General features: G+C 72.3%; 19 protein-coding genes and 3 pseudogenes. 16 read left to right on the top strand and 6 right to left on the bottom strand.

Annotated features, from left to right (window positions below; translation table 11 throughout):
- Positions 1-151: 151 nt before the first annotated feature.
- Both Q2K16_RS19715 and Q2K16_RS19710 read right to left on the bottom strand, forming a co-directional pair.
- Entirely contained in the window at positions 152-1,357 is a 1,206-nt protein-coding gene (locus tag Q2K16_RS19715) for a cation:proton antiporter (RefSeq protein ID WP_302739200.1), read from the bottom strand.
- Positions 1,358-1,362: 5 nt separating this feature from the next.
- On the bottom strand, positions 1,363-1,863 hold the full coding sequence (locus Q2K16_RS19710; protein WP_088641912.1) for a cation:proton antiporter regulatory subunit: 501 nt from the start codon (positions 1,861-1,863) through the stop codon (positions 1,363-1,365).
- Positions 1,864-2,132: 269 nt separating this feature from the next.
- On the opposite strand from Q2K16_RS19710, the gene clpB reads away from it, so the two are divergent.
- The 14 genes and pseudogenes from clpB to Q2K16_RS19640 all read left to right on the top strand — a co-directional run bounded on the left by clpB (position 2,133) and on the right by Q2K16_RS19640 (position 14,749).
- Positions 2,133-4,724 (top strand): ATP-dependent chaperone ClpB, encoded by a 2,592-nt coding sequence (gene clpB, locus Q2K16_RS19705; protein ID WP_302739197.1) that lies wholly within the window; start codon positions 2,133-2,135, stop codon positions 4,722-4,724.
- A gap of 175 nt (positions 4,725-4,899) precedes the next feature.
- On the top strand, positions 4,900-5,304 hold the full coding sequence (locus tag Q2K16_RS19700; RefSeq protein ID WP_302739196.1) for a hypothetical protein: 405 nt from the start codon (positions 4,900-4,902) through the stop codon (positions 5,302-5,304).
- A gap of 96 nt (positions 5,305-5,400) precedes the next feature.
- Complete coding sequence (locus Q2K16_RS19695; RefSeq protein ID WP_302739195.1) at positions 5,401-6,027, top strand: DUF4178 domain-containing protein; 627 nt, start codon at positions 5,401-5,403, stop codon at positions 6,025-6,027.
- Between the two features lie 2 nt (positions 6,028-6,029).
- Positions 6,030-6,566: pseudogene (locus tag Q2K16_RS19690) on the top strand (DUF2617 family protein); the annotation flags it as partial.
- Positions 6,567-6,685: 119 nt separating this feature from the next.
- The gene (locus tag Q2K16_RS19685; protein ID WP_088641916.1) at positions 6,686-7,111 is read left to right on the top strand and encodes a DUF4247 domain-containing protein; all 426 of its coding nucleotides are present in this window, start codon (positions 6,686-6,688) and stop codon (positions 7,109-7,111) included.
- 40 nt (positions 7,112-7,151) lie between these two features.
- Positions 7,152-7,574 carry a DUF350 domain-containing protein gene (locus Q2K16_RS19680; protein WP_302739193.1) on the top strand — a complete coding sequence of 141 codons (423 nt, stop codon included), beginning with the start codon at positions 7,152-7,154 and terminating at the stop codon, positions 7,572-7,574.
- On the top strand, positions 7,574-8,326 hold the full coding sequence (locus tag Q2K16_RS19675; protein ID WP_302739192.1) for a hypothetical protein: 753 nt from the start codon (positions 7,574-7,576) through the stop codon (positions 8,324-8,326). The genes Q2K16_RS19680 and Q2K16_RS19675 overlap by 1 nt, the downstream gene beginning before the upstream one ends.
- On the top strand, positions 8,323-9,900 hold the full coding sequence (locus Q2K16_RS19670; RefSeq protein ID WP_302739191.1) for a polyamine aminopropyltransferase: 1,578 nt from the start codon (positions 8,323-8,325) through the stop codon (positions 9,898-9,900). Before Q2K16_RS19675 ends, Q2K16_RS19670 begins: the two co-directional genes overlap by 4 nt.
- A 34-nt stretch (positions 9,901-9,934) precedes the next feature.
- Positions 9,935-10,918, top strand: a complete 984-nt coding sequence (locus tag Q2K16_RS19665; RefSeq protein ID WP_302746544.1) for a hypothetical protein — start codon at positions 9,935-9,937, stop codon at positions 10,916-10,918.
- 106 nt (positions 10,919-11,024) lie between these two features.
- On the top strand, positions 11,025-11,885 hold the full coding sequence (locus Q2K16_RS19660) for a hypothetical protein (RefSeq protein WP_302739190.1): 861 nt from the start codon (positions 11,025-11,027) through the stop codon (positions 11,883-11,885).
- Positions 11,886-11,958: 73 nt separating this feature from the next.
- A pseudogene (locus tag Q2K16_RS19655) lies at positions 11,959-12,582 on the top strand (hypothetical protein); the annotation flags it as partial.
- Between the two features lie 233 nt (positions 12,583-12,815).
- Positions 12,816-13,607, top strand: a complete 792-nt coding sequence (locus Q2K16_RS19650) for an SDR family NAD(P)-dependent oxidoreductase (RefSeq protein ID WP_302746543.1) — start codon at positions 12,816-12,818, stop codon at positions 13,605-13,607.
- A 167-nt stretch (positions 13,608-13,774) separates the two neighbouring features.
- Positions 13,775-14,314: an orotate phosphoribosyltransferase gene (gene pyrE, locus Q2K16_RS19645; protein WP_302739188.1), complete on the top strand. Its 540-nt coding sequence runs from the start codon at positions 13,775-13,777 to the stop codon at positions 14,312-14,314.
- A 57-nt stretch (positions 14,315-14,371) separates the two neighbouring features.
- On the top strand, positions 14,372-14,749 hold the full coding sequence (locus Q2K16_RS19640) for an ArsR/SmtB family transcription factor (RefSeq protein WP_007454255.1): 378 nt from the start codon (positions 14,372-14,374) through the stop codon (positions 14,747-14,749).
- A 182-nt stretch (positions 14,750-14,931) separates the two neighbouring features.
- Here the strand turns inward: Q2K16_RS19640 and Q2K16_RS19635 are convergent, their stop codons facing one another.
- From Q2K16_RS19635 to Q2K16_RS19620, 4 genes and pseudogenes are all read right to left on the bottom strand, one after another.
- Positions 14,932-15,867 (bottom strand): VTT domain-containing protein, encoded by a 936-nt coding sequence (locus Q2K16_RS19635; RefSeq protein WP_302739179.1) that lies wholly within the window; start codon positions 15,865-15,867, stop codon positions 14,932-14,934.
- A 75-nt stretch (positions 15,868-15,942) separates the two neighbouring features.
- The gene (locus Q2K16_RS19630; RefSeq protein WP_302739178.1) at positions 15,943-17,496 is read right to left on the bottom strand and encodes a cell wall anchor protein; all 1,554 of its coding nucleotides are present in this window, start codon (positions 17,494-17,496) and stop codon (positions 15,943-15,945) included.
- 191 nt (positions 17,497-17,687) lie between these two features.
- A pseudogene (locus tag Q2K16_RS19625) lies at positions 17,688-18,491 on the bottom strand (metallophosphoesterase); the annotation flags it as partial.
- 131 nt (positions 18,492-18,622) lie between these two features.
- Positions 18,623-18,835: a hypothetical protein gene (locus tag Q2K16_RS19620; protein ID WP_194821035.1), complete on the bottom strand. Its 213-nt coding sequence runs from the start codon at positions 18,833-18,835 to the stop codon at positions 18,623-18,625.
- 124 nt (positions 18,836-18,959) lie between these two features.
- On the opposite strand from Q2K16_RS19620, the gene Q2K16_RS19615 reads away from it, so the two are divergent.
- On the top strand, positions 18,960-19,343 hold the full coding sequence (locus Q2K16_RS19615) for a phage holin family protein (protein WP_302739176.1): 384 nt from the start codon (positions 18,960-18,962) through the stop codon (positions 19,341-19,343).
- 144 nt (positions 19,344-19,487) lie between these two features.
- Positions 19,488-20,510: a class II fructose-bisphosphate aldolase gene (gene fbaA / locus Q2K16_RS19610; RefSeq protein ID WP_088641929.1), complete on the top strand. Its 1,023-nt coding sequence runs from the start codon at positions 19,488-19,490 to the stop codon at positions 20,508-20,510.
- Positions 20,511-20,584: the final 74 nt, after the last annotated feature.

Below are 20,584 nucleotides of genomic sequence, written 5' to 3'. Positions count from 1 at the left end.
CGGGATGCCTCCGTCCGCCCGCGAGCCCCTGGTCTGCTGGGGCGCAACGCTAGCCGCCGCCACCCGGCCGGCGGAAGACCTGCCGGGAAGCAATTCGACAACGGATGCCCTGGCCAGGCCGACCCGTGTGGTCGACCTGGCCAGGCGAAACTCACTCCGTGGCGGGCACCGGTCGGGGCTGGCGGGCGGCGATCCTCCGCCGGAGCCGCTGCTTGAACCAGGGCATGTCGGGCAGTCGGGCGAGCATCGGGCCGGTGACCACGGTGATCAGCACGTACGCCGTGGCGAGCGCCGCCAGCCGGGGCTCGACGGTGCCGGCGGCGACCGCGAGACCGGCGATGACGATGGAGAACTCACCACGGGGCATCAGGGCGAAGCCGGCCCGCCAACGGCCGGGCTCGGCGATCCCGGCCCGCCGGGCCGCCAGGTAACCGGTGACCAGCTTCGTCCCCATGGTGACCACGGCCAGCAGCAACGCGGGCAGCAGCACCGGCGGCATGTCCCGGGGGTCGGTGACCAGGCCGAAGAAGACGAAGAAGACGGCGGCGAACAGGTCCCGCAGCGGGGAGAGCAGCTCGGTGGCGTGGTGCGCCACCGGCCCGGATAGGGCGATGCCGACCAGGAACGCCCCGACGGCGGCGGAGACCTGGAGCCGGGCGGCGATCCCGGCCACCAGCAGGGTCAGGCCGAGCACCCCGAGCAGCAGCGCCTCCGGGTCCTTCGCCGACAGGGCGGCGGAGATCAGGTGGCCGAAGCGGATGGCGACGACCAGCACGACCACCACGGTGAGCACCGCGATGCCCAGCGCCATGCCGCCCTTGACCAGGCCCACACCGGCCAGCAGCGCGGTCACCAGCGGCAGGTAGAGCGCCATCGCCAGGTCCTCGATGACCAGCACGGAGAGGATGACCGGGGTTTCCCGGTTACCGACCCGGCCGAGGTCGCCGAGCACTTTGGCGATCACCCCGGAGGACGAGATCCAGGTGATGCCGCCGAGCACCACGGCTGCCACCCAGCCCCAACCGAGCAGCAGCGCGAAACCGAACCCGGGCAGGGCGTTGAGGACCGCGTCGATCAGGCCGGCCGGGGCCGCCGAGCGTAGATTGCCGACCAGTTCGTTGGCGCTGTACTCCAGGCCGAGCATGACCAGCAGCAGGATGACGCCGATCTCGGCGCCGACGGCGAAGAACTCCTCGCTCGCGGCCAGCGGCAGCAGACCGCCGTGGCCGAACGCGAGGCCGGCGAGCAGGTAGAGCGGGATGGGGGAGACGCCGAACCGGCGGCTGAGCCGACCGAGCAGCCCGAGCAGCAGGAGGAGAGCGCCGACTTCGACAAGTAGAGTTGTGGTTTCGTGCATCCGCCTCAGCCGTCCGGGTCACTGTCGGCGAGGATGGCGGTCACCCCGTCGAGACCCTGCCGGGTGCCGACCACCACCACCACGTCACCGGCCGCGAAGCGGAAGGTGGGATCGGGCGAGACGTTGACCTCGCCCTGTCGGAGCACCGCCACGATCGAGGCGCTGGTCCGGGTGCGTGCCTTGGTGTCGCCGAGCCGCTTGTTGACGTACTTCGACCCCGCCGGGATGGCGATCTGTTCGGTGAGCAGCCCGGCCGCCTGCTCGCGCAGACCGGAGAGCTGACCCAGCATCAGCGACGCGCCGAGGATGTCGGCAAGGGCCTCCGCCTCGTCGTCGGTCAGCGGGATGTCGTGCTGACAGGAGTCGGGATCGTCCGGGTCGTAGAGGACCAGGTCGCGGCGGCCATTGCGGTGGGAGACCACCCCGAGCCGGCGACCGGACTCCGTCATCAGGTCATGACGGACGCCGATTCCCGGTAGGGCGGTCTGTTCGACACGTACTCGCACGGACGAGAGGCTATACCCTGCCCTCCACCTCGGCCCGCCGGACGTCTGCCCTGCTGGCGAGCGTGCCACCCCGCCACCGCCCGTGACCGTCCACGCCACGAAGATCCACTCATCGGGGCCGTGCTGCGGCGTCCCGCCCCGCTCGACACCGCAACGGGGCCGACGTCGCTCAGGTGGTGTGACCCACGCCACGTTGGCAGAGTTGAGCGGAATAGGCTCAACTCTGGTGGTGTCTCTTACTAGTGGACACGCCGATCCCGGGGGAGCCCATGAACACGGAACGACTCACCACCAAGAGCCGCGAAACCATCACCGGTGCGGTCGCGCTGGCCAACCAGCGTGGTCACGCCACCGTGGAACCCTGGCACCTGCTGCTGGCCCTGCTCGACACCGACGGTTCCACCGCCGCCGGCCTGCTGCGCGCCGTGGGTGCCGACCCCGCCGAGCTGCGCCGGGTCGCGCAGCGCTCGGTCGACGCGCTGCCCGCCGCCCGTGGGTCCAGCATCGCCGAGCCGACCCTCGCCCGCGAATTCGTCAACGCCATCGGCGCCGCCGAGCAGATCGCCCGGCCGCTCGGCGACGAGTACACCTCCACCGAGCACCTGCTCGCCGGCCTGGCCCGGGTGGGCGGCGCGGTGTCCAACGCGCTGAAGGCCGCCGGGGCCACCGAGGAGAACCTGGTCGCCGCGTTCCCGACCGTGCGCGGCGGAGACCGGCGGGTCACCACCGCCGACCCGGAGCAGACCTACCAGGCACTGGCCAAGTACGGCGTCGACCTCACCGCCAGCGCCCGGGACGGCAAGATCGACCCGGTGATCGGCCGGGATTCGGAGATCCGTCGGGTGATCCAGGTGCTCTCCCGGCGTACCAAGAACAACCCGGTGCTGATCGGCGAGCCGGGCGTCGGCAAGACCGCGATCGTCGAGGGCCTGGCCCAGCGGATCGTGGCCGGCGACGTGCCCGAGTCGCTGCGGGACAAGAAGCTGGTCTCGCTCGACCTCGGCGCGATGGTCGCCGGTGCGCAGTACCGGGGGCAGTTCGAGGAACGGCTCAAGTCCGTCCTGGAGGAGATCAAGAACTCGAACGGGCAGGTCATCACCTTCCTCGACGAGCTGCACACGGTGGTCGGCGCGGGCAAGGGCGAGGGCTCGATGGACGCCGGCAACATGCTCAAGCCGATGCTCGCCCGGGGTGAGCTGCGGATGGTCGGCGCGACCACCCTCGACGAGTACCGCGAGCACATCGAGAAAGACCCGGCCCTGGAGCGCCGGTTCCAGCCGGTGCTGGTCGGCGAGCCGACCATCGAGGACACCATCGGCATCCTGCGCGGCCTCAAGGAACGCTACGAGGTGCACCACGGCGTCCGGATCACCGACGCCGCACTGGTCGCCGCCGCGTCGCTGTCCGACCGGTACATCACCGACCGGTTCCTGCCGGACAAGGCGATCGACCTGGTCGACGAGTCCGCGTCCCGGCTCCGGATGGAGATCGACTCCCGGCCGGTGGAGGTGGACGAGATCGAGCGGGCGGTACGCCGGCTGGAGATCGAGGAGATGGCGCTGGCCAAGGAGCCCGACGCCGCCTCCGCCGAGCGGCTGGACCGGCTGCGCAAGGAGTTGGCCGACAAGCGTGAGCAGCTCACCGCGCTGTCCGAGCGCTGGCAGACCGAGAAGAGCCACATCACCAAGCTCTCCACCGCCAAGGAGGAGTTGGAACGCCTCGGCGGCGAGGCCGAGCGGGCCGAACGCGACGGCGAGCTGGAACGCGCCGCCGAGCTGCGTTACGGCCGGATTCCGGCGCTCAAGGCCGACCTGGCGACGGCCGAGCAGGAGCTGGCCCGGCTCCAGGCCGACGGCGCGATGCTCAAGGAGGAGGTCGGCGCGGACGACATCGCCGCCGTCGTCGCCTCCTGGACGGGCATCCCGGCCGGTCGGCTCCTGGAGGGCGAGACCGCCAAGCTGCTGCGGATGGAGGAGTCGCTGGGCAGCCGCGTAGTCGGCCAGGCCGAGGCCGTGGGCGCCGTCTCCGACGCGGTACGCCGGGCGCGGGCCGGCGTCGCCGATCCGGACCGCCCCACCGGCAGCTTCCTGTTCCTCGGCCCCACCGGCGTCGGCAAGACCGAGCTGGCCAAGGCGCTCGCCGAGTTCCTCTTCGACGACGAACGGGCCATGGTCCGCATCGACATGAGCGAGTACGGCGAGAAGCACTCCGTCGCCCGTCTGGTCGGTGCCCCGCCCGGCTACGTCGGCTACGAGGAGGGCGGGCAGCTCACCGAGGCGGTGCGTCGCCGGCCGTATTCGGTGGTCCTGCTGGACGAGGTGGAGAAGGCCCACCCGGACGTCTTCGACCTCCTGCTCCAGGTGCTCGACGACGGTCGGCTCACCGACGGTCAGGGTCGTACGGTCGACTTCCGCAACGCGATCCTGATCCTGACCTCCAACCTGGGGTCGTCGGTGATCAGCGATCTGACGCTCGCCGACGAGCAGCGCCGCGAAGGGGTGCTCGCGGTGGTCCGCTCGCACTTCAAGCCGGAGTTCCTCAACCGGCTCGACGACATCGTGGTCTTCGCCGCGCTGCGCGGGGACGACCTGCGGTCGATCGTCGACATCCAGCTCGACCGGCTGCGCCGCCGGCTCGCCGACCGCCGGTTGGCGCTGGACGTCAGCGAACCCGCCCGCACCTGGCTCGCCGAGCACGGGTACGACCCGATCTACGGCGCCCGGCCGCTGCGCCGCCTGGTCCAGTCGGCCATCGGCGACCAGCTCGCCAAGGCCCTGCTGGGTGGCGTGGTCCGGGACGGCGACACGGTGCGGGTCGACCTGTCCGACGACAAGGACGGCCTGACCGTCACCGCCGCCTGACCCCCCACACCCGGCCGACCCCGCCAGTCCGGCGGGGTCGGCCCGTCCACCGCTGCCCCTCATCCCCTCCCCGCCCCGCCGACCGCGGTTGGGCGGGGGCTGAGTGCGGGGCGCGGAGGGGGTTGGGCGGGGGCGGGGTGGGTGGTCGGTGGTGGGGCGGGGAAAGGAAGGGGGCATGTTCGGGATGCGGAAGAAGAGCGGCGATCCGGAGCTGGACGCCGCAGTGCGGGAACTCGCCGGGGCGGACACCGTCGCCTTCGGCGGGGTGGGGTTCGCCGGCACGCTGCTGCCGGCGACCGAGGCGTACCGGCGGGTCGAGGAGGCGTTCGCGCAGCACCCCCGGCAGGCCCGCGAGCAGGTCGACTGGCTGCTGCGGCACGGGTCGCCGGCCGGGCGGGCGTACGCGGCGACGCTGCTGGAGCGGGTCGACCCGGCGGCGGCCCGGGCGGCCTGGGTGGCGCTGGGCGACGACGACGCCGAGTTCACCACGTTCGCCGGCTGCACGATGGGCACCACCACCCTGCGCGGGTACGCGGCGGACCGGCTGGCCGGGCTGCACCCCGACGGGAACGCTGGGTAACTGATAGCTCACTCAGAATCCGCTGTGTTTCCCCAGGTGCGCGGGGTGCGCGGGGTTGTTACCGTCTCCGCCGACGCACTTGGGGAGGTGGTCGGGGTGAACGGTCCGGTCGCGTACGTCGTGGCGACGTTGGGATGCCTGATCGGGGTCGCCGGGATCGTGGTGGCGGCGGTGGCGCTCAGCCGGAGTCGGAAGCCGAACCGCCCGACACCGGCGAAGGACCCGTTCCGCGACACCGACTCCGACGCGCTGCGCGGGGACCCCCGCAAGCTCAAGCCCGGCGACATCGTCGAGATCCGTGGCGTGTCCTACGCGGTCCGGGGGTCGGTGCACCTGGTCGAGGGCGGCTGGAGCTGGGCCGAGCACCTGCTGGACACCGTCGAGGGCGACAAGCGCTGGCTTTCCGTCGAGGAGGACCCGGACCTGGAACTGGTGCTCTGGACGGCCGAGCCGGCCGCGACGGTCACCCCGGGCGCACCCACCCTCGACTTCGCCGGCCGCCGCTACTCCTGGGAGGAGTCCGGCCAGGCCCGCTACTCGGCCACCGGCAGCACCGGCCTCGACCCGTACGGCACCGTCCGCTACCAGGACTACCGGGGCCAGGGCGGCGAGCGGCTCTCCTTCGAGGCGTACGGGGAGGCCGGCTGGGAGGTGGGTCGGGGCGAGCGGCTGCACCGCACGGACGTGATGGTGTACCCGCAGTCCGGCCCGATGGGGTCCTGATCGTGCTGGTCAGCCTGGACACCCCGTACGTCGACACCTGCGCCGCCGACCTGAGCCTGGCGCTCGGTGGACCGGAACGCCCCGCCCTGCACGTCCGTGACCTGACCCTGCCCGGCGACGTCCGGCTGCGGTTGCGCCTGCTCGGCGCGTCCCACCAGGTCGTCCTCACGGTCCCGGCCGGTGCCGACGCGACCGCCCCCGACCGGCCGGGCGGGGCGGACGGGCTGGTCGAGACCGTCGCCTGCCTGCCCGGAAGGCCCCCGCACCTGCCCGGTGACCTGCACGACGAGGCGGGCGGCTACCGGTTCACCGCCACCGTGCTGCGTCCCGCCGAGGGGGAGTTGCACACCCGGATCGCCGCGCTCCGCGCCGACCTGGCCGACGACCCGTACGCCCTGGTCGGGGTGTTTCCCGGGGACCCGGACGCGGTCACCGCGCTGGCTGTGGGCCCCGACGCGCCGGACGGGACGGTGGGCTGGCGCACCTGGCACGCGTACCCCCAGACCAACGAACTGGTCCTGACCGAGACGGTGGTGACGCTCCCGCGCACCCCACAGCCGGTTCTGCGAGCCCCGCAGTCGCGAACGATGGAGGCGGCCGTGAGCGCGAGGAGTGAGCCGGTTCTGCGAGCCCCGCAGTCGCGAACGAAGGAGGCACCGTGACGTACCGACGCTGGTTCGTGGTGGGGGTGGCCTTCGCGGTCGTCGGCGCGCTGGTCGCCGCCTTCGCGATCTTCTACGGCAACTTCTCGCCCCGGGGCTATATCGAGGACCGCTACACCCGGGCGGCGAGCCGGGACATCGGGCGGGACGCCATCGCGTACACCTCGAACCGGACCCCGAGCCAGGTGGCCAAGGACGTCACCGACGCCTGGAAGCCGGCCGACCAGTACGTCGACGGCAGCGGCGTCTACCTGCGCTACGACGACGACTCGCTGGTGATCCTGCCGATCGCCGCCGGCTCGCTGATCCTGCTGGAACGGATGCGCACCGCCTACCCGCGGTACCACTCGACGGTGGGCAACCACTGGGGTTGGGGACGGGGCAGCACGGTGCGCGGTGGCGGCCCCGGCTCCGGCAAGTGACGCGTACCGACCCCGACCGAACGAACCTCTGGAGCACGCTGTGCAGAACCTGGTCACCGACCTGCTGGTCACCCTCGCCTACGGAGTGGTCGGCGTCGTCCTGATGGCCGTCGGATACGTGCTTGTCGACGTGGCCACCCCGGGCAAGCTCCACGAGCTGATCTGGACCGAACGCAACCGCAACGCCGCGCTGCTGCTCACCTCGAACCTGGCCGGCGTCGGCACCATCGTGGTGGCCGCGATCGCCGCCAGCGAGGACGACTTCCTGCTCGGCCTGGTCGGTGCCGCCGCGTACGGGATCGTCGGTCTGGTCATCATGGCCCTGGCGTTCGTGCTGCTCGACGCGTTGACCCCGGGCAAGCTGGGCACGCTGCTGGTCGACCCGCAGCCGCACCCGGCGGTCTGGGTGTCGGCGGTGGTGCACCTCGCCACCGGCGCGATCATCGCCGCCGCCATCAGCTGATGACCACGGCGAAGCAGCCGGCGAAGGCGAAGCAGAACGCGGGCGCCTGGGTCGTCTGGCTCGTCCTCGGCGCGACGGCGCTGGTCTGTGTGGGTAGCAGCATCCTCAACCGGGACTCGGACGGCACCACCGTGCCCGGCCCGGCGGCCGACGAACGCGCCGACACCGTGCCGCTGCTCGTGCAGGCGGCCGACAGCCAGGGCATCTGCTACGGCTGGCGGCTGGAGCGGTCGTCCGGCGCGGAGGTCAGCGTCGGCTCCAACCTCGGCGACGGGGTGCCGGTGACCGGGGACGCCCGCTGCCCCCGGTGGGTGGAGGTCCGGGCCCGGATCATGTACACCTCGTCCAGCAGCGAGAGCAACGACTGGGCGACCGTCACCGTCTCCGGCTCCGACGACCTCGACCGGGCCGACCTGTGGGCGGTCGACGCCGGGCTGGACCGGTTCGGGCTGGACACCGACACGTTCGTCGACGATCCCGGCTGGGCGATCTGCCGGGCCGCGGTGACCCTGCCGCTGCTGGTCGCCGAGGCCGGTGTCGCCCCGCCCGCCGCCACCCCGACCGCCGACCCGGCCACGCCGGCCGGCGCGCTGCCGGACGCCGGGAGCGACTTCTGGCGGGACGGCTGGGGTTGGCTGCTCGCCACCGCCGGCCTGCTGCTGGTCGCCGCGCTGCTGATCACCGTCGGGTTCGTCCAGCGCGGCCGGCAGCGGGCGGCGACACCGGCCGGGCGTACCCGGGGGGCGCGGTGACCACGGTCGACGACACCCCGGCGGTCCGGCCACGCTGGCGGCTGGCCCGCGCGGCCGTGCTGGTCGCCGTCTTCGTCTGCGCCGCCTGCGGCCTGGTGTACGAGTTGGCCCTGGTCGCGCTCGGCAGCTACCTGATCGGCGACACGGTCGGGCAGGCGTCGATCGTGCTCGGCGTGATGGTCTTCGCGATGGGGATCGGCGCGCTGGTCGCCAAGCCGCTGCAACCCCGGGCCGCCGCCGCGTTCGCGGTGATCGAGCTGACCCTGGCCCTGCTCGGCGGCCTGTCGGTGCTCGGCCTCTACGCCGCGTTCGCCTGGCTCGACCTGTACGGCCCGGCGCTGGTCGGCACCGCGTTCGTGCTGGGTCTGCTGATCGGCGCGGAGATCCCGCTGCTGATGGTGATGCTGCAACGCATCCGCGAGCAGGCCGCCGGCAGCGCGGTCGCCGACCTGTTCGCCGCCGACTACGTCGGCGCGCTGCTCGGCGGGCTCGCCTTCCCGTTCCTGCTGATCCCCGCCTTCGGCCAGCTCAAGGGTGCGCTGGTGGTCGGCGCGGTGAACGCGGTGGCCGGGCTGGCCCTGGTCTGCACGGTGTTCCGCGCCGAGCTGAGCCGCCGGGCCCGGCTCGTGCTGGGCGTCGGCTCCGTCGTGGTCGCCCTCTGCCTGGGGTACGCCTGGGTCACCGCCGCCGACTTCGAGGTGACCAGCCGCCAGCAGCTCTACCGGGACCCGGTGGTGCACGCCGAACGCTCCCGCTACCAGGAGATCGTGCTGACCAGGTCGGTGCGCGAGATCGGCCATTCCGACACCGACCTGCGGCTGTTCCTCAACGGCGACCTCCAGTTCAGCTCGATCGACGAGTACCGCTACCACGAGGCGCTGGTGCATCCGGCGATGCGCGGCCCGCGCGGTGAGGTGCTGGTCCTCGGTGCCGGCGACGGTCTCGCCGTCCGCGAGATCCTGCGTTACCCGGACGTGCGCCGGGTGACCGTGGTCGACCTCGACCCGGCGGTGGTGGCGCTGGCCCGCTCCGAGCCGCAGCTACGCGCGCTCAACGGCGGCTCCCTCGACGACCCCCGGGTCCGGGTGATCAACACCGACGCCTTCGGCTGGCTGCGTACCGCCGCCGAACGCTTCGACGTGGTCGTCGCCGACCTGCCCGACCCGGACGAGACGGCCACCGCCAAGCTCTACACCGTCGAGTTCTACGCGTTGATCCGTTCGGTGCTCGCCGAGGGTGCCCGCCTGGTGGTGCAGTCCGGGTCGCCGTACTTCGCGCCCCGGTCGTACTGGTCGATCGAGGCGTCGATCCGCGAGGCCGGCTTCGCCACCGTGCCGTACCACGTCGACGTGCCGTCGTTCGGTGACTGGGGGTTCGTGCTCGCTGCGCCGGGCGGCACCCCGCCCCCGCTGGAACTGCCGGCCGACGCGCCCCGGCTGCGCTTCCTCGACCCGGCGGTGTTGCGGGCGGCGGCGGCCTTCCCCGCCGACCGGGGTCGCCTCGACGTGCCCGCCTCCACCCTGTTGCGGCCCAGGGTGCTCGACTACGCCCGCAGCGAGTGGCGCGGCTACTAGCCTCGGACTGATGTCTCCGTCGTCCCGCCGCCGGCTGCCACCGCGTGCGGTGGACGCTGCGGCGTACCTCCAGGCGTTCGTGCTGTCCGGGGTGGCGACGGTGCTGGTCACCCGGGCGTTCCTGCGGGCGACCGGCTACCCGCAGCTCGGCGGCGGCGGCCTGCACATCGCGCACGTGCTCTGGGGCGGCCTGCTGATGACCGTCGGCCTGGGCGTGGCGCTGGTCTTCCTCGGTGGGGCCGCCCGGATGACCGGCGCGGTGCTCGCCGGGATCGGATTCGGGCTGTTCATCGACGAGGTCGGCAAGTTCGTCACCGCCGGCACCGACTACTTCTACCGGCCGGCCGCCGGGATCATCTACGCCGTCTTCGCCCTGCTGGTGGTGATCGTCCAGGCGCTGCGCGAACGGATGCGCCTGACCCCCGGCGAACGGGTGGCGAACGCGTTGGACGTGATCGTCGGCGGGGTGGGCCGGGGGCTCACCGACCGGCGACGGGTGGCCACCCTGCGGCTGGTCCGGGGGGCCGGCCCGGAGGTCGAGTCGGCGGTGTCCGCGCTGCTGGACGTGGTGCCGCGCCGGGAACCACCGCCGCGGCGGTTCTGGCAGCCCTGGGTGGCCCGGCTACGTGACGCGTTGATCCGGTTGACCGCCCAGCGCTGGGTGGTCCTGCTGGTGGTGGTCTACCTGGTCGTCGAGCCGGTGGCGACGGTGGTGGCGGTGGCCACCGAGGGGGTGACCGGCGAGCTGGACCAGGCCGGTGAGTGGGGCGCGGTGCTGGGGGTGTCCGCCTCGGCGGTGGTCGCCGGGGTGTTGAGCATCCGCGCCGCGTTCCTGCTCCGCAACGACAGGCGGGCCGCGTTCCGGCTGTTCAAGCTGGCACTTCTGGTCGACCTGCTGTTCGGGCAGATCTTCAACTTCACGGTCAACCAGTTCGACGCGGTGACCGGGCTCGCGGTGGACCTGCTCCTGCTCGCCGTGGTGACCGCCGAACACCGCCGGTTGGTCCGCCAGTCGTGATCGCGGGCGGTGATTCGGCAGTCCGACCAGCGGGTACGGCTCCGTCGTACCCGGTGCGACGGGACTGCGGACGTTACCGTGGTGCGGTGATCTAGGAAGGAGAATCATGGTCGATTCCCACAGCACGCCCGCCCGGACCCGTCCGGGTCTGGTGACGCTCTCCAGCTACCTGCTGATGTTCTTCGCGGCGCTCCAACTGATCGGGCTGATCCTGACCCTCGCGATCAGCGGGAAGCTGCGCCAGGCGTTCGAGGACGCCTTCGAGGGGACCGCGAGCGAGGTCGAGGGCCTCGGCACCGCCGTCGTGGTCTTCGCCGTCGGCGCGTCCGCCGTCCTGCTGCTGATCGCGCTCGCCCTCGTCGTCCTGGCGATCTTCAACAACCGGGGCAGGAACGGCAGCCGGATCGCCACCTGGGTGGTCGGCGGCATCATGGTCTGCTGCGTCGGCGGTGGGCTGGTCAACGGTGCCGCGGGCTTCAGCGGGTCCACCGGCTCCACCTCCGGGGACGCGCCGAGCGCCGAGGAACTGGAACGCAGCATGAACGCCGTGCTGCCGTCCTGGTACAACCCGGTCAGCACCCTGCTCGGGGTGGTCAGTCTGCTCGCCCTGCTGGCGGCGCTGATCCTGCTCGCCCTGCCGCAGTCCAACGAGTTCTTCCGTAAGCCCAAGGCGGGCTGGGAGCCGCCGGTCCCGGGTGCCACCTACCCGGCCACGCCCGGCTACCCGCCCGCCCCCGGCTACCCGGCGACCCCGGACTACCTCCAGCCCGGTGCGCCTGGTCAGCCCGGCGCCCCCGGCCCGTCGTCGGCTCCGGGCCAGCCCGGCCCGTCGTCGGCCAGTTCCGGCATGCCGGGCCAGCCGCAGTCGTCCGACGGCCCGTCCTGGTCGCCGCCGTCGGGTGGGGAACCCGACCGGCCCTTCGGAGGCAGCGGCCCGGACGACCCGCAGCGCCCCGCCGGCAGTTGACGGGCGCGTAACAGCGACACCGACGATTCCCTCCGAGTAGGTTGCACACCGACGCCTACCGGAGGGAATCGTCGTGTCGTACCCGGATCAGGTACCGGACCGTCGCCCACCGGTCGTCACCGTGGCGGCGGCGCTGCTCGGGCTGATGGCGCTCGCCGCCGGGGTCTACGCCGTCACCAGCCTGCTCGCCCTGGGTGGCACGATCGACCGGTTCCGGGACGCCGCCGCCGGCACCGCCGCCGACCCGGGCGACGTCGACGGGGTGGTCCGGCTGCTGCGGCTCGGCACGGTCGGTGCGGCGGTGTTGACGGTGCTGGTGGCGCTGCTGCTGGTCGGCCTCGCCGGTGGGCTGCTCGCCCGGCGTCGGGCGGCCCGGGTCGGCGTCTGGGTGGTCTGCGGGCTGGGCCTGCTCGCCGGAGGGTGCGCCCTGGCCGTGCTGGTCGGCCAGCGGGTCAGGCCGCTGCGGCTGGGCAGTGGTGACCAGGGGGTGGCCGACCTCTTCACCACCCTCGACGACGCCTACCCCTCGTGGTGGGTGCCGGTGAACGCGGGCGTCTCGGTGGCCCAGGCCCTCGGCTACCTCGCGGTGGCCGTGCTGCTGGCCCTGCGGCCGGCGAACACCTGGTTCACCGGGCGGCGGCCGGCGCGGCCCGGGTACGGGTCCCCCTCGTTCGCCGCCGCGCCCTACCCGTCGCCGGTGCCGGCGCTGCCGCCGGAGCCCGGCCCCGCCGCCGTTGCGCCGGTGCCGTTCGGGCCCGGGTCGGCGTTCGGGCCCGGAACTGCCCAGGATGCCGGGCCGACGGCGTCGCGACCTGAGCACGGTGCCGGGCCGACCGGGTCCGGGCCCGGTGCCGGGCCGACGGCGTCCGGGTCCGACACCGGTGTCGTCCGCCGTCCCGCCGAGGAGCAACCGTGACCGTCGATCGACCGATGCCCGGCCGGTGCGCGTTGATCACCGGTGCGACCGCCGGTATCGGCGCGGCGTTCGCCAGGCAACTCGCCGCCGAGGGCTGGGACCTGGTCCTGGTGGCCCGGGACACCGAGCGGCTCGACGCCACCGCCGCCGAGCTGACCGGCAGGTACGGCAACCGGACGGAGGTCGTCTCCGCCGATCTGTCCACCGACGACGGTTGCGCGCGGGTGGAACGGCGGCTGGCCACCGGCGACCCGGTTGACCTGCTGGTCAACAATGCCGGACTGAGCCTGAACCAGCCGTTTCTGCGGTCCACCGTCGCCGACGAGACGCGGCTGCTGCGGTTGAACGTGCACGCGGTGCTGCGGCTGACCCATGCGGCGCTCGGACCCATGACGAGGCGCGGTAAGGGGACAGTGATAAATGTCTCTTCGGTCGCCGGCTTCGGCCCGGTGATGCCGGGCTCCACCTATCCGGCCAGCAAGGCGTGGGTCACCAGTTTCAGCGAATCGATCGGGCAGTCGGCCAGCGCGGCGGGGGTGCATGTGATGGCGCTCTGTCCTGGCTACACCCGCACCGGCTACCACGAACGCACCGGCATCGACATGTCCGGCATGCCACGGTGGATCTGGCTGGAAGCCGATGACGTGGTCGCCGAAGCCCTGCGTGACCTGCGGAAAGGCAGAACCGTAAGCGTCCCGGACTGGAAGTACAAGCTGGCCGTGGCGAGCCTGCGCCACGTGCCGCGCCGACTGCTGCGCGGTGCGTTCCGGGACCGGCGCGGTCAGGTCGACCCGGCCGGGCAGTGAGCGGCAGGCGGTGCAGGTCGATGCGCCGGTGGCCCGGTGTGGCAGCGCAACTCTGCCGGTGCGGTCGCGCAGCGTAGCCGTCCATCGCCAGTCATCGAGCGCCCGCGTGGTCGGTCCGGGTGGGCCGCACACACGACCCACAGACTTGCGCAGTACCCTCTATCGCCATGGGGGACCACGACGACCTGCGTAAATTCATCACTGACCTGGCTGTGGTCCATGGCCGGGTCGTGCTCTCCTCGGGGCGGGAGGCGGAGTGGTACGTCGATCTGCGTCGCGTGACTCTCCATCACCGGGCCGCTCCCCTGGTCGGTCGGGTGATGCGGGAGCTGACCGCCGACTGGAATTACGACGCGGTCGGTGGGTTGACCCTGGGTGCCGATCCGATCGGCATCTCGATGTTGCACGCCGCCGCAGAGACCGGTCGACCCCTGGACGCCTTCGTCGTCCGCAAGGCCGGCAAGGCGCACGGTCTCCAACGGCGGATCGAGGGTCCTGAGGTGGCCGGCCGGCGCGTACTGGCGGTGGAGGACACCTCGACGACGGGCGGCAGCGTGTTGACGGCCGTCGAAGCTCTACGCGAGGCCGGGGCGGAGGTCGTGGGCGTGGCGGTGATCGTCGACCGTGGCGCCAGCGACGTGGTACGCGCCGCCGGACTGCCGTATCGGGCGGCCTATACGTTGGCTGACCTCGGCCTTGTGGCGTAAAAATTTGCCGATTCGGATCTGCTGATATGCAGGCGGATCGATGCTGCTGGTGGAAGGATGGAATACGTGGGAACTGCGTTGGCTGAAATGACCATGCCTCAGATCTCGCCGCTTGCCGGCGAGCCGATCGAACGCGCCGACGCCGAGCGGCTGGCGGGGGTCCTCAAGGCCCTCGCCGACCCCGCCCGGCTGCGGCTGCTCAGCCTGATCCAGTCGGCGCCCGAGGGCGAAGCGTGCGTGTGTGACCTCACCGCGCCGCTCGGCCTCTCGCAGCCGACGGTCAGCCACCACCTCCGCATCCTCACCGAGGCCGGCTTGCTGGAGCGGGAGAAGCGTGGTGTGTGGGCCTACTACCGGCTGGTGCCGTCGGCGATCGCCACGATCGCCGACCTCCTCACGCCGCCGCGCAAGCGGGCCACCAAGAAGGCCCGCTGACTGAACCCGTTCGTCCCGTCCAGGGGCGACGTCCGATGGCGGACCAGGGGTGGCGTCATCGGGTGGTGACGGCTGCCCGTCACCGGTCAGTTCGCTGATCCACCACCGTGCCCGCGGTGGCGTACGCGTACGCAACGGCCGGCCCTCTCCCCGAGGGCCGGCCGTTGGTCGTTGTCCGCCGGTCAGTGGCCCTGCCCGTGCTCCGGGTACCGCCCACCGTCGTGCGGCGGGCGCTGCCCGTACGTCTGTGGCGGGAACCGCTGGTCGTGGCCGGGCTGCTGGCCGTACGCCTGACCGCCGCCGGAGGGCTGCCCGGGGTGCGGCTGCCGGGGCTGGTCGTGACGGTGGTGCTCGACGGCGTCCCGGACGGCCTCCATGGTGCCGACCGCGGTCGCCGCGGTGATCACGGCGACCGTCTCGCCGCGCCGCCGCGCCTTGCGGTCGCGGAGGAACTCGAAGAAGATCGGCAGCACCGAGATCAGGATGATCAGCGCGACGACCGGCAGGATGTACCTGTCGATCTTGTCGCCGACGGCGTTGTAGATCTGGTCGGCGAGCAGATAGCCGATCAGCAGGATGCCGTCCACCCAAAGGATCGCGCCGACGACGTTCCAGAGGAAGAACTGCTTCGCCGGCATGCCGAGCACCCCGGCCACGGGGTTGAGGAACGTCCGCACGATCGGAATGAACCGGGCCAGCACGACGGCCTTGGCCGGGCCGAACTTCTGGAAGTAGAACTCCGCCTTCTCCACGTACTCCTTCTTGAAGAGACGGGAGTTCGGGCGGTCGAACATCCGCCGGCCGTACCGGGCACCGAGCCAGTGCCCGAGCTGGGCCCCGACGATCGCGCAGATCGGCCCGCCGATCAGCAGCCCGGCCAGCGAGAGGCGGGTGCCGTCGCCGAAGATCGCGTCGGCCACCGGCGAGGCGGCTACCCCGGCCAGGAAGAGCAGTGAGTCACCGGGGAAGAAGAAACCCACGAGCAGGCCGGTCTCGGCGAAGAGGATCACCCACACGCCGATCAGCCCGAAGGTCTGGAGCAGATCCTTGGGGTCGAGCGGGTTCAGCGCGACCGTCTCGGCGACCACCCGCGTCTTCTCACCTGTGTCCACGGCCACACACCATACCGAGCCCACGAACCGCCGGTCGCGGCACGCGCCCCTTCGACCGGGATATCCCCACGACCTTCCTGGTCAGGCCACGAAGCGCGCCCGGCGATGCCGCGCCACCAGGTAGCTGCCGACCCCGGCCAGCAGCAGCAACCCGCCGACGGAGGCCAGCAGGCCGGTCGGGGAACCGGTGATCGGCAGCGTGCCGTCGGCACCGCCCTGCCCACCCGAGCCGGCGTTCACCAGGATCTTCGCGGTGTCGTTGCGCGGGTCGAGATCCGCCAGGCCGGTCGACCCGTGGTACAGCTCGACCCGGCCGGTCAGGGTGCCCGCCCGGTCGATCCGGAACGAGAACGGCAGCGCGACCCGCCCACCCCGGGGGATCACGTCGTACTGGTAGCACTCGTACGCGCGGGCGCCGGGCTGGCCGTACTCCTCGTGCGGCCCGTCGGCGTCGGTGCAGTTGGCGGGCGCCCTGACGGCGGTGACCCCGGTCGGCACGGTCATCCGGACGATCGTGAAGAAGCTCTGGCCGCCGTTCGAGGACGACGCCGGCCCCCGGTTGGTGTAGCCGACGGTGACCGGCACGGTCGCACCCACCCTGGCGGTGACGCGTACCTCGTCGGCTGCCAGGTCGGCCCGTTGGTCGCCGGTGACGGCCAACCCGATGGTCGTGGTGTTGTCGGCCGGGTCGACGTCGGTCTGCGGCGTCCGGGACGCGCCCGTCGGCAGCGCGGCCGGCTCCAACCGCAGCACCCCGCCGGTGCCCTGCCGGTCGAGCGGGTACCGGTGCCGCACGTCCGCCCAGTCCTGCGGGGTGAACCAGGTGGCGGTGCCGTTCTGCGTGTTCGGTGCCCAAGCGTCGCGGGGCACGGTGACCCCGAAGCCGGCGCCGACCCGCAGTGCCCGCCCCGGCGCGATCGGGTCGTCGAAGGTGCAGGCGAACAGGTTCGGCAGGAAGTGTTCCGGCCCGCCCACGCTGCTGTACCGGCAGTTCCGGTAGCGCTGCGACGGGGTGAGCCCGTAGGCAGCCGAGACCAGGAGCACCGCACCCTGCACGGTCTGCTGCCCCCGGTTGCCGACCGACAACACCATCGGCAGGGTGCTGCCGGGGCGACCGCTCAACGCGACCCGGGGGCCGGCCACCAGGTCGACGCCCTCGCCGACGCGCACTGCCGACTCGGCAGTGCCCGTGCCACCCCGCGGGGTGGTCACGGTGAACCGGATGCCGCCGTGCCGGCCCACCTCGGCGTCCCGGCGGGCCAGCACCGGGAGCGCGAGCAGGTCGGGCGCGTCCTCGTCGAAGGCCGTGCAGGTCAACACCGTGCCCGCCCGGGTGCAGTCGGTGGCTGCCGGATCGCGCACCTCGACGAAGGCATCGACCGCGCCGAAGTCGACGGTGATCGTGTACTCACCCGGGGACACCTCGCCCAGCGCCCGCAGGGTCACCGTCCTGCCGGTCCCGCCGGGGGCCACCGTGACGTCGTTGGCGGACGTCTCGACTCCGGACTGGGTGACCGCCTCACCCACCGCCGGCGGGCCGCCCGGTGCGGCCGGTGCCGGTGCGGCCGGGGCGACGACGAACGTCCCCAGCACACCGAGCCCGGTCAGCCAACGTCGCGTCGCGTACCTGCGCATCTGCGGTCCTGTCCTGAGAAGTACGGCTCCTGAGAAGTACGGCGTCGGGGGCAGCGTACGAAACCGGTGGGGAACGGGCCGCCCCGCAGCCGCAGCGGCGGCCGAACAGGCCCGAACGGCCGGCGGGTCCACCGCAACGGCCCAGCCCCGTCATCCGGCCGGCGGGCGTTCCCGTGCCACCGGCCCGCTCAGTCGCGGCCGGCGTCCGGGCGGGTCGGCGGGTCGAACAGGGGGCGGCTCGGGGCGTACCACTCCCGCAGCGCGTCGACCGAGACCAGCTCGCGCTCGGGATAGCGCAGCGCGGTCAGCCGTCCGCCGAAGACGCAGCCGGTGTCGACGCAGATCGTGTTGTTCACCCACTCGGGCGTGGCGGTCGGGGTGTGCCCGTACACGACAGTGGCCGCGCCCCGGTAGTCCCGCGCCCACGGGTAGCGGACCGGCAGGCCGTACTCGTCGGTTCCGCCGGTGGTGTCCCCCCAGAGGGCGAACGCCCGCACCCGGCCGGAGGCCCGGCCGTGGTACTCCTCCTTCAGGCCGGCGTGCGCCACCACCAGCCCCCCGTCGTCGAGCACGAGGTGGCTGGCCAGGCCGTCGATGAAGGCGGTCAGCTCCGCGGTGAACCCGGCCGGCTCCGCGGCGAGCTGGGCCATGGTCTCGGCCAGGCCGTGGGTGAGCCGCACCTCCCGGCCGCCCAGCTTGCGTCGTAGCTTCTCCTCGTGGTTGCCGGGCACGCAGAGCGCGTGCCCGGCCGCCACCATGCCCATCACCAGGCGCAGCACGCCGGGGGAGTCCGGGCCCCGGTCCACCAGGTCACCCACGAAGACTGCGGTACGACCGGCCGGGTGCGCCGCGTCCACCGGCCGGCCCGCGTCGTCGTGGCCGGGCACGTAGCCCAACCGGGTCAGCAGCGTCTCCAGCTCGGCCCGGCAGCCGTGCACGTCACCGATGATGTCGAACGGCCCGGTCAGGTCCCGCCGGTCACTGTGGAGCGCCTCGGCGGGGTCGGTCGTCGGTTCCGGATCGGCGGCGGTGAAGTTGTGCGACACGGGTTCATGCTGCCAGCAGATCCCCTCCGGTGCCGCCCGGCCGCCCCGTGCCCGGCACCGGACGGCGCCGGTGCGGTACGTCAGCGGTAGTCGTCCTCGTCGGCGGTGACCACCCGGGCCTGCTCCATGGCGTCCCAGTCGTCGACCTCCAGGCCCCGGTGCGGCTCGGCGTCGGTCTCGTCCGGGCCGATCACGGCGGCCTGCTCGACCGCGTCGGCCGGCTCGGCCTCCAGGTCACGTTCCTGCGGGTCGAGGTGGTCGCTCGGGGTGAATTCCTCGTCGGGCTGACCCATCGTCCCTCCCTGGTTGCGGCGGCCTGTCCACCCCACCGTACGGGCTGGGGGCGGAGGTCGCCCGGTGGGCGCGGGAACGCGGGAACGTACCACCGGGGACGCCGGACGGTGTCAGGATGGGTCGGTGGGCTTCCTGATCCGGTTGGTGATCACGGCGATCGCGCTGTGGGTCACCACGCTGATCGTGCCGGGGGTCGACGTCTCCGGGCGCAACGGCGCGAACACCGCGTTCACCCTGCTCGTGGTGGCGCTGATCTTCGGCGTGGTCAACGCCGTGCTCAAACCGGTGATCAAGGTGGTCGGTTGCGTGTTCTACCTGCTCACCCTCGGGCTGTTCGCGCTGGTGGTGAACGCGCTGCTGTTCCTGCTGACCGACCGGATCGCACGCGCGGTCGACCTGTCGTTCCGGGTGGACGGTTTCTGGGCGGCCTTCTGGGGGGCCATCGTGATGGCCGTGGTGACCTGGCTGATCAGCGTCGCCGTACCGGACGGCCGGGAGGGCCGGTGAGGCCGACCGGTGGACGGTCACCGGGGCGGTTGTGTCCGCCGACGCCTCCTACGGGATACTGCCGACGGTGGACAGCGCGGTCCGGCGCACCCATGGAAGACAGCGGCCAGCGTGGCCGAGAGCGGTAAGTAAGGAGCGTTCCCCATGCCCATCGCTTCCCCCGAGGCTTACGCGGAGATGCTGGACCGGGCCAAGGCCGGCCGGTACGCCTACCCCGCGATCAACGTGACCTCGTCGCAGACCCTGAACGCGGCGCTGAAGGGCTTCGCCGACGCGGAGAGCGACGGCATCATCCAGGTGTCCACCGGTGGTGCGGAGTACCTGTCCGGCCCGTCGGTCAAGGACATGGTGACCGGCGCGGTGGCGTTCGCCGCGTACGCGCACGAGGTGGCCAAGAAGTACCCGGTCAACATCGCGCTGCACACCGACCACTGCCCGAAGGACAAGCTGGACGGGTTCGTCCGGCCGCTGATGGCCATCTCGCAGGAGCGGGTGAAGGGCGGCCAGGAGCCGCTGTTCCAGTCGCACATGTGGGACGGCTCGGCCGTGCCGGTGGCGGAGAACCTGGAGATCGCCGCCCAGCTCCTCGACGAGGCCGCCAAGGGCAAGATCGTCCTGGAGATCGAGGTCGGCGTCGTCGGTGGCGAGGAGGACGGCGTCGAGAACGCCATCAACGACAAGCTCTACACCACGGTCGAGGACGGCCTGGCCATGGTCGAGGCGCTCGGCCTGGGCGAGAAGGGCCGCTACATGGCGGCGCTGACCTTCGGCAACGTGCACGGCGTCTACAAGCCGGGCAACGTCAAGCTCCGGCCGGAGATCCTCAACCAGATCCAGGAGGCGGTCGGCGCCAAGTACGGCAAGGACAAGCCGCTCAGCCTGGTCTTCCACGGCGGCTCCGGCTCGCTGCTGGAGGAGATCCGGGAGGCGCTCGACTACGGCGTGGTGAAGATGAACATCGACACCGACACCCAGTACGCCTTCACCCGGCCCGTCGCGGACCACATGTTCCGCAACTACGACGGCGTCCTCAAGATCGACGGCGAGGTCGGCAACAAGAAGCAGTACGACCCGCGCACCTGGGGCAAGCTGGCCGAGGCCGGTCTCGCCGCCCGGGTCGTCGAGGCGTGCGAGCACCTGCGCTCCACCGGCACCCGGATGAAGTGACCCTGACGTACCCCGTCGACGGCCGGCTCCCCACCCGGGGTGCCGGCCGTCGCCGTCCGCGCCCGACCAGCCGG

The sequence above is a fragment of the Micromonospora cynarisoli genome, assembly GCF_030518815.1.
Lineage (GTDB): Bacteria > Actinomycetota > Actinomycetes > Mycobacteriales > Micromonosporaceae > Micromonospora > Micromonospora wenchangensis.
The sequence above is the reverse complement of the archived record's forward strand: the minus strand, read 5'-3'. Positions and strand labels throughout refer to the sequence as shown.

Excerpts from the sequence above, each read along its gene's own strand:
- Q2K16_RS19715 (WP_302739200.1), bottom strand. The coding sequence starts at position 1,357 with ATGCACGAAACCACAACTCTACTTGTCGAAGTCGGCGCTCTCCTCCTG.
- clpB (WP_302739197.1), top strand. The coding sequence starts at position 2,133 with ATGAACACGGAACGACTCACCACCAAGAGCCGCGAAACCATCACCGGT.
- Q2K16_RS19700 (WP_302739196.1), top strand. The coding sequence starts at position 4,900 with ATGTTCGGGATGCGGAAGAAGAGCGGCGATCCGGAGCTGGACGCCGCA.
- Q2K16_RS19675 (WP_302739192.1), top strand. The coding sequence starts at position 7,574 with ATGACCACGGCGAAGCAGCCGGCGAAGGCGAAGCAGAACGCGGGCGCC.
- Q2K16_RS19660 (WP_302739190.1), top strand. The coding sequence starts at position 11,025 with ATGGTCGATTCCCACAGCACGCCCGCCCGGACCCGTCCGGGTCTGGTG.
- Q2K16_RS19650 (WP_302746543.1), top strand. The coding sequence starts at position 12,816 with ATGCCCGGCCGGTGCGCGTTGATCACCGGTGCGACCGCCGGTATCGGC.
- pyrE (WP_302739188.1), top strand. The coding sequence starts at position 13,775 with ATGGGGGACCACGACGACCTGCGTAAATTCATCACTGACCTGGCTGTG.
- Q2K16_RS19640 (WP_007454255.1), top strand. The coding sequence starts at position 14,372 with ATGGAATACGTGGGAACTGCGTTGGCTGAAATGACCATGCCTCAGATC.
- Q2K16_RS19630 (WP_302739178.1), bottom strand. The coding sequence starts at position 17,496 with ATGCGCAGGTACGCGACGCGACGTTGGCTGACCGGGCTCGGTGTGCTG.
- Q2K16_RS19620 (WP_194821035.1), bottom strand. The coding sequence starts at position 18,835 with ATGGGTCAGCCCGACGAGGAATTCACCCCGAGCGACCACCTCGACCCG.
- fbaA (WP_088641929.1), top strand. The coding sequence starts at position 19,488 with ATGCCCATCGCTTCCCCCGAGGCTTACGCGGAGATGCTGGACCGGGCC.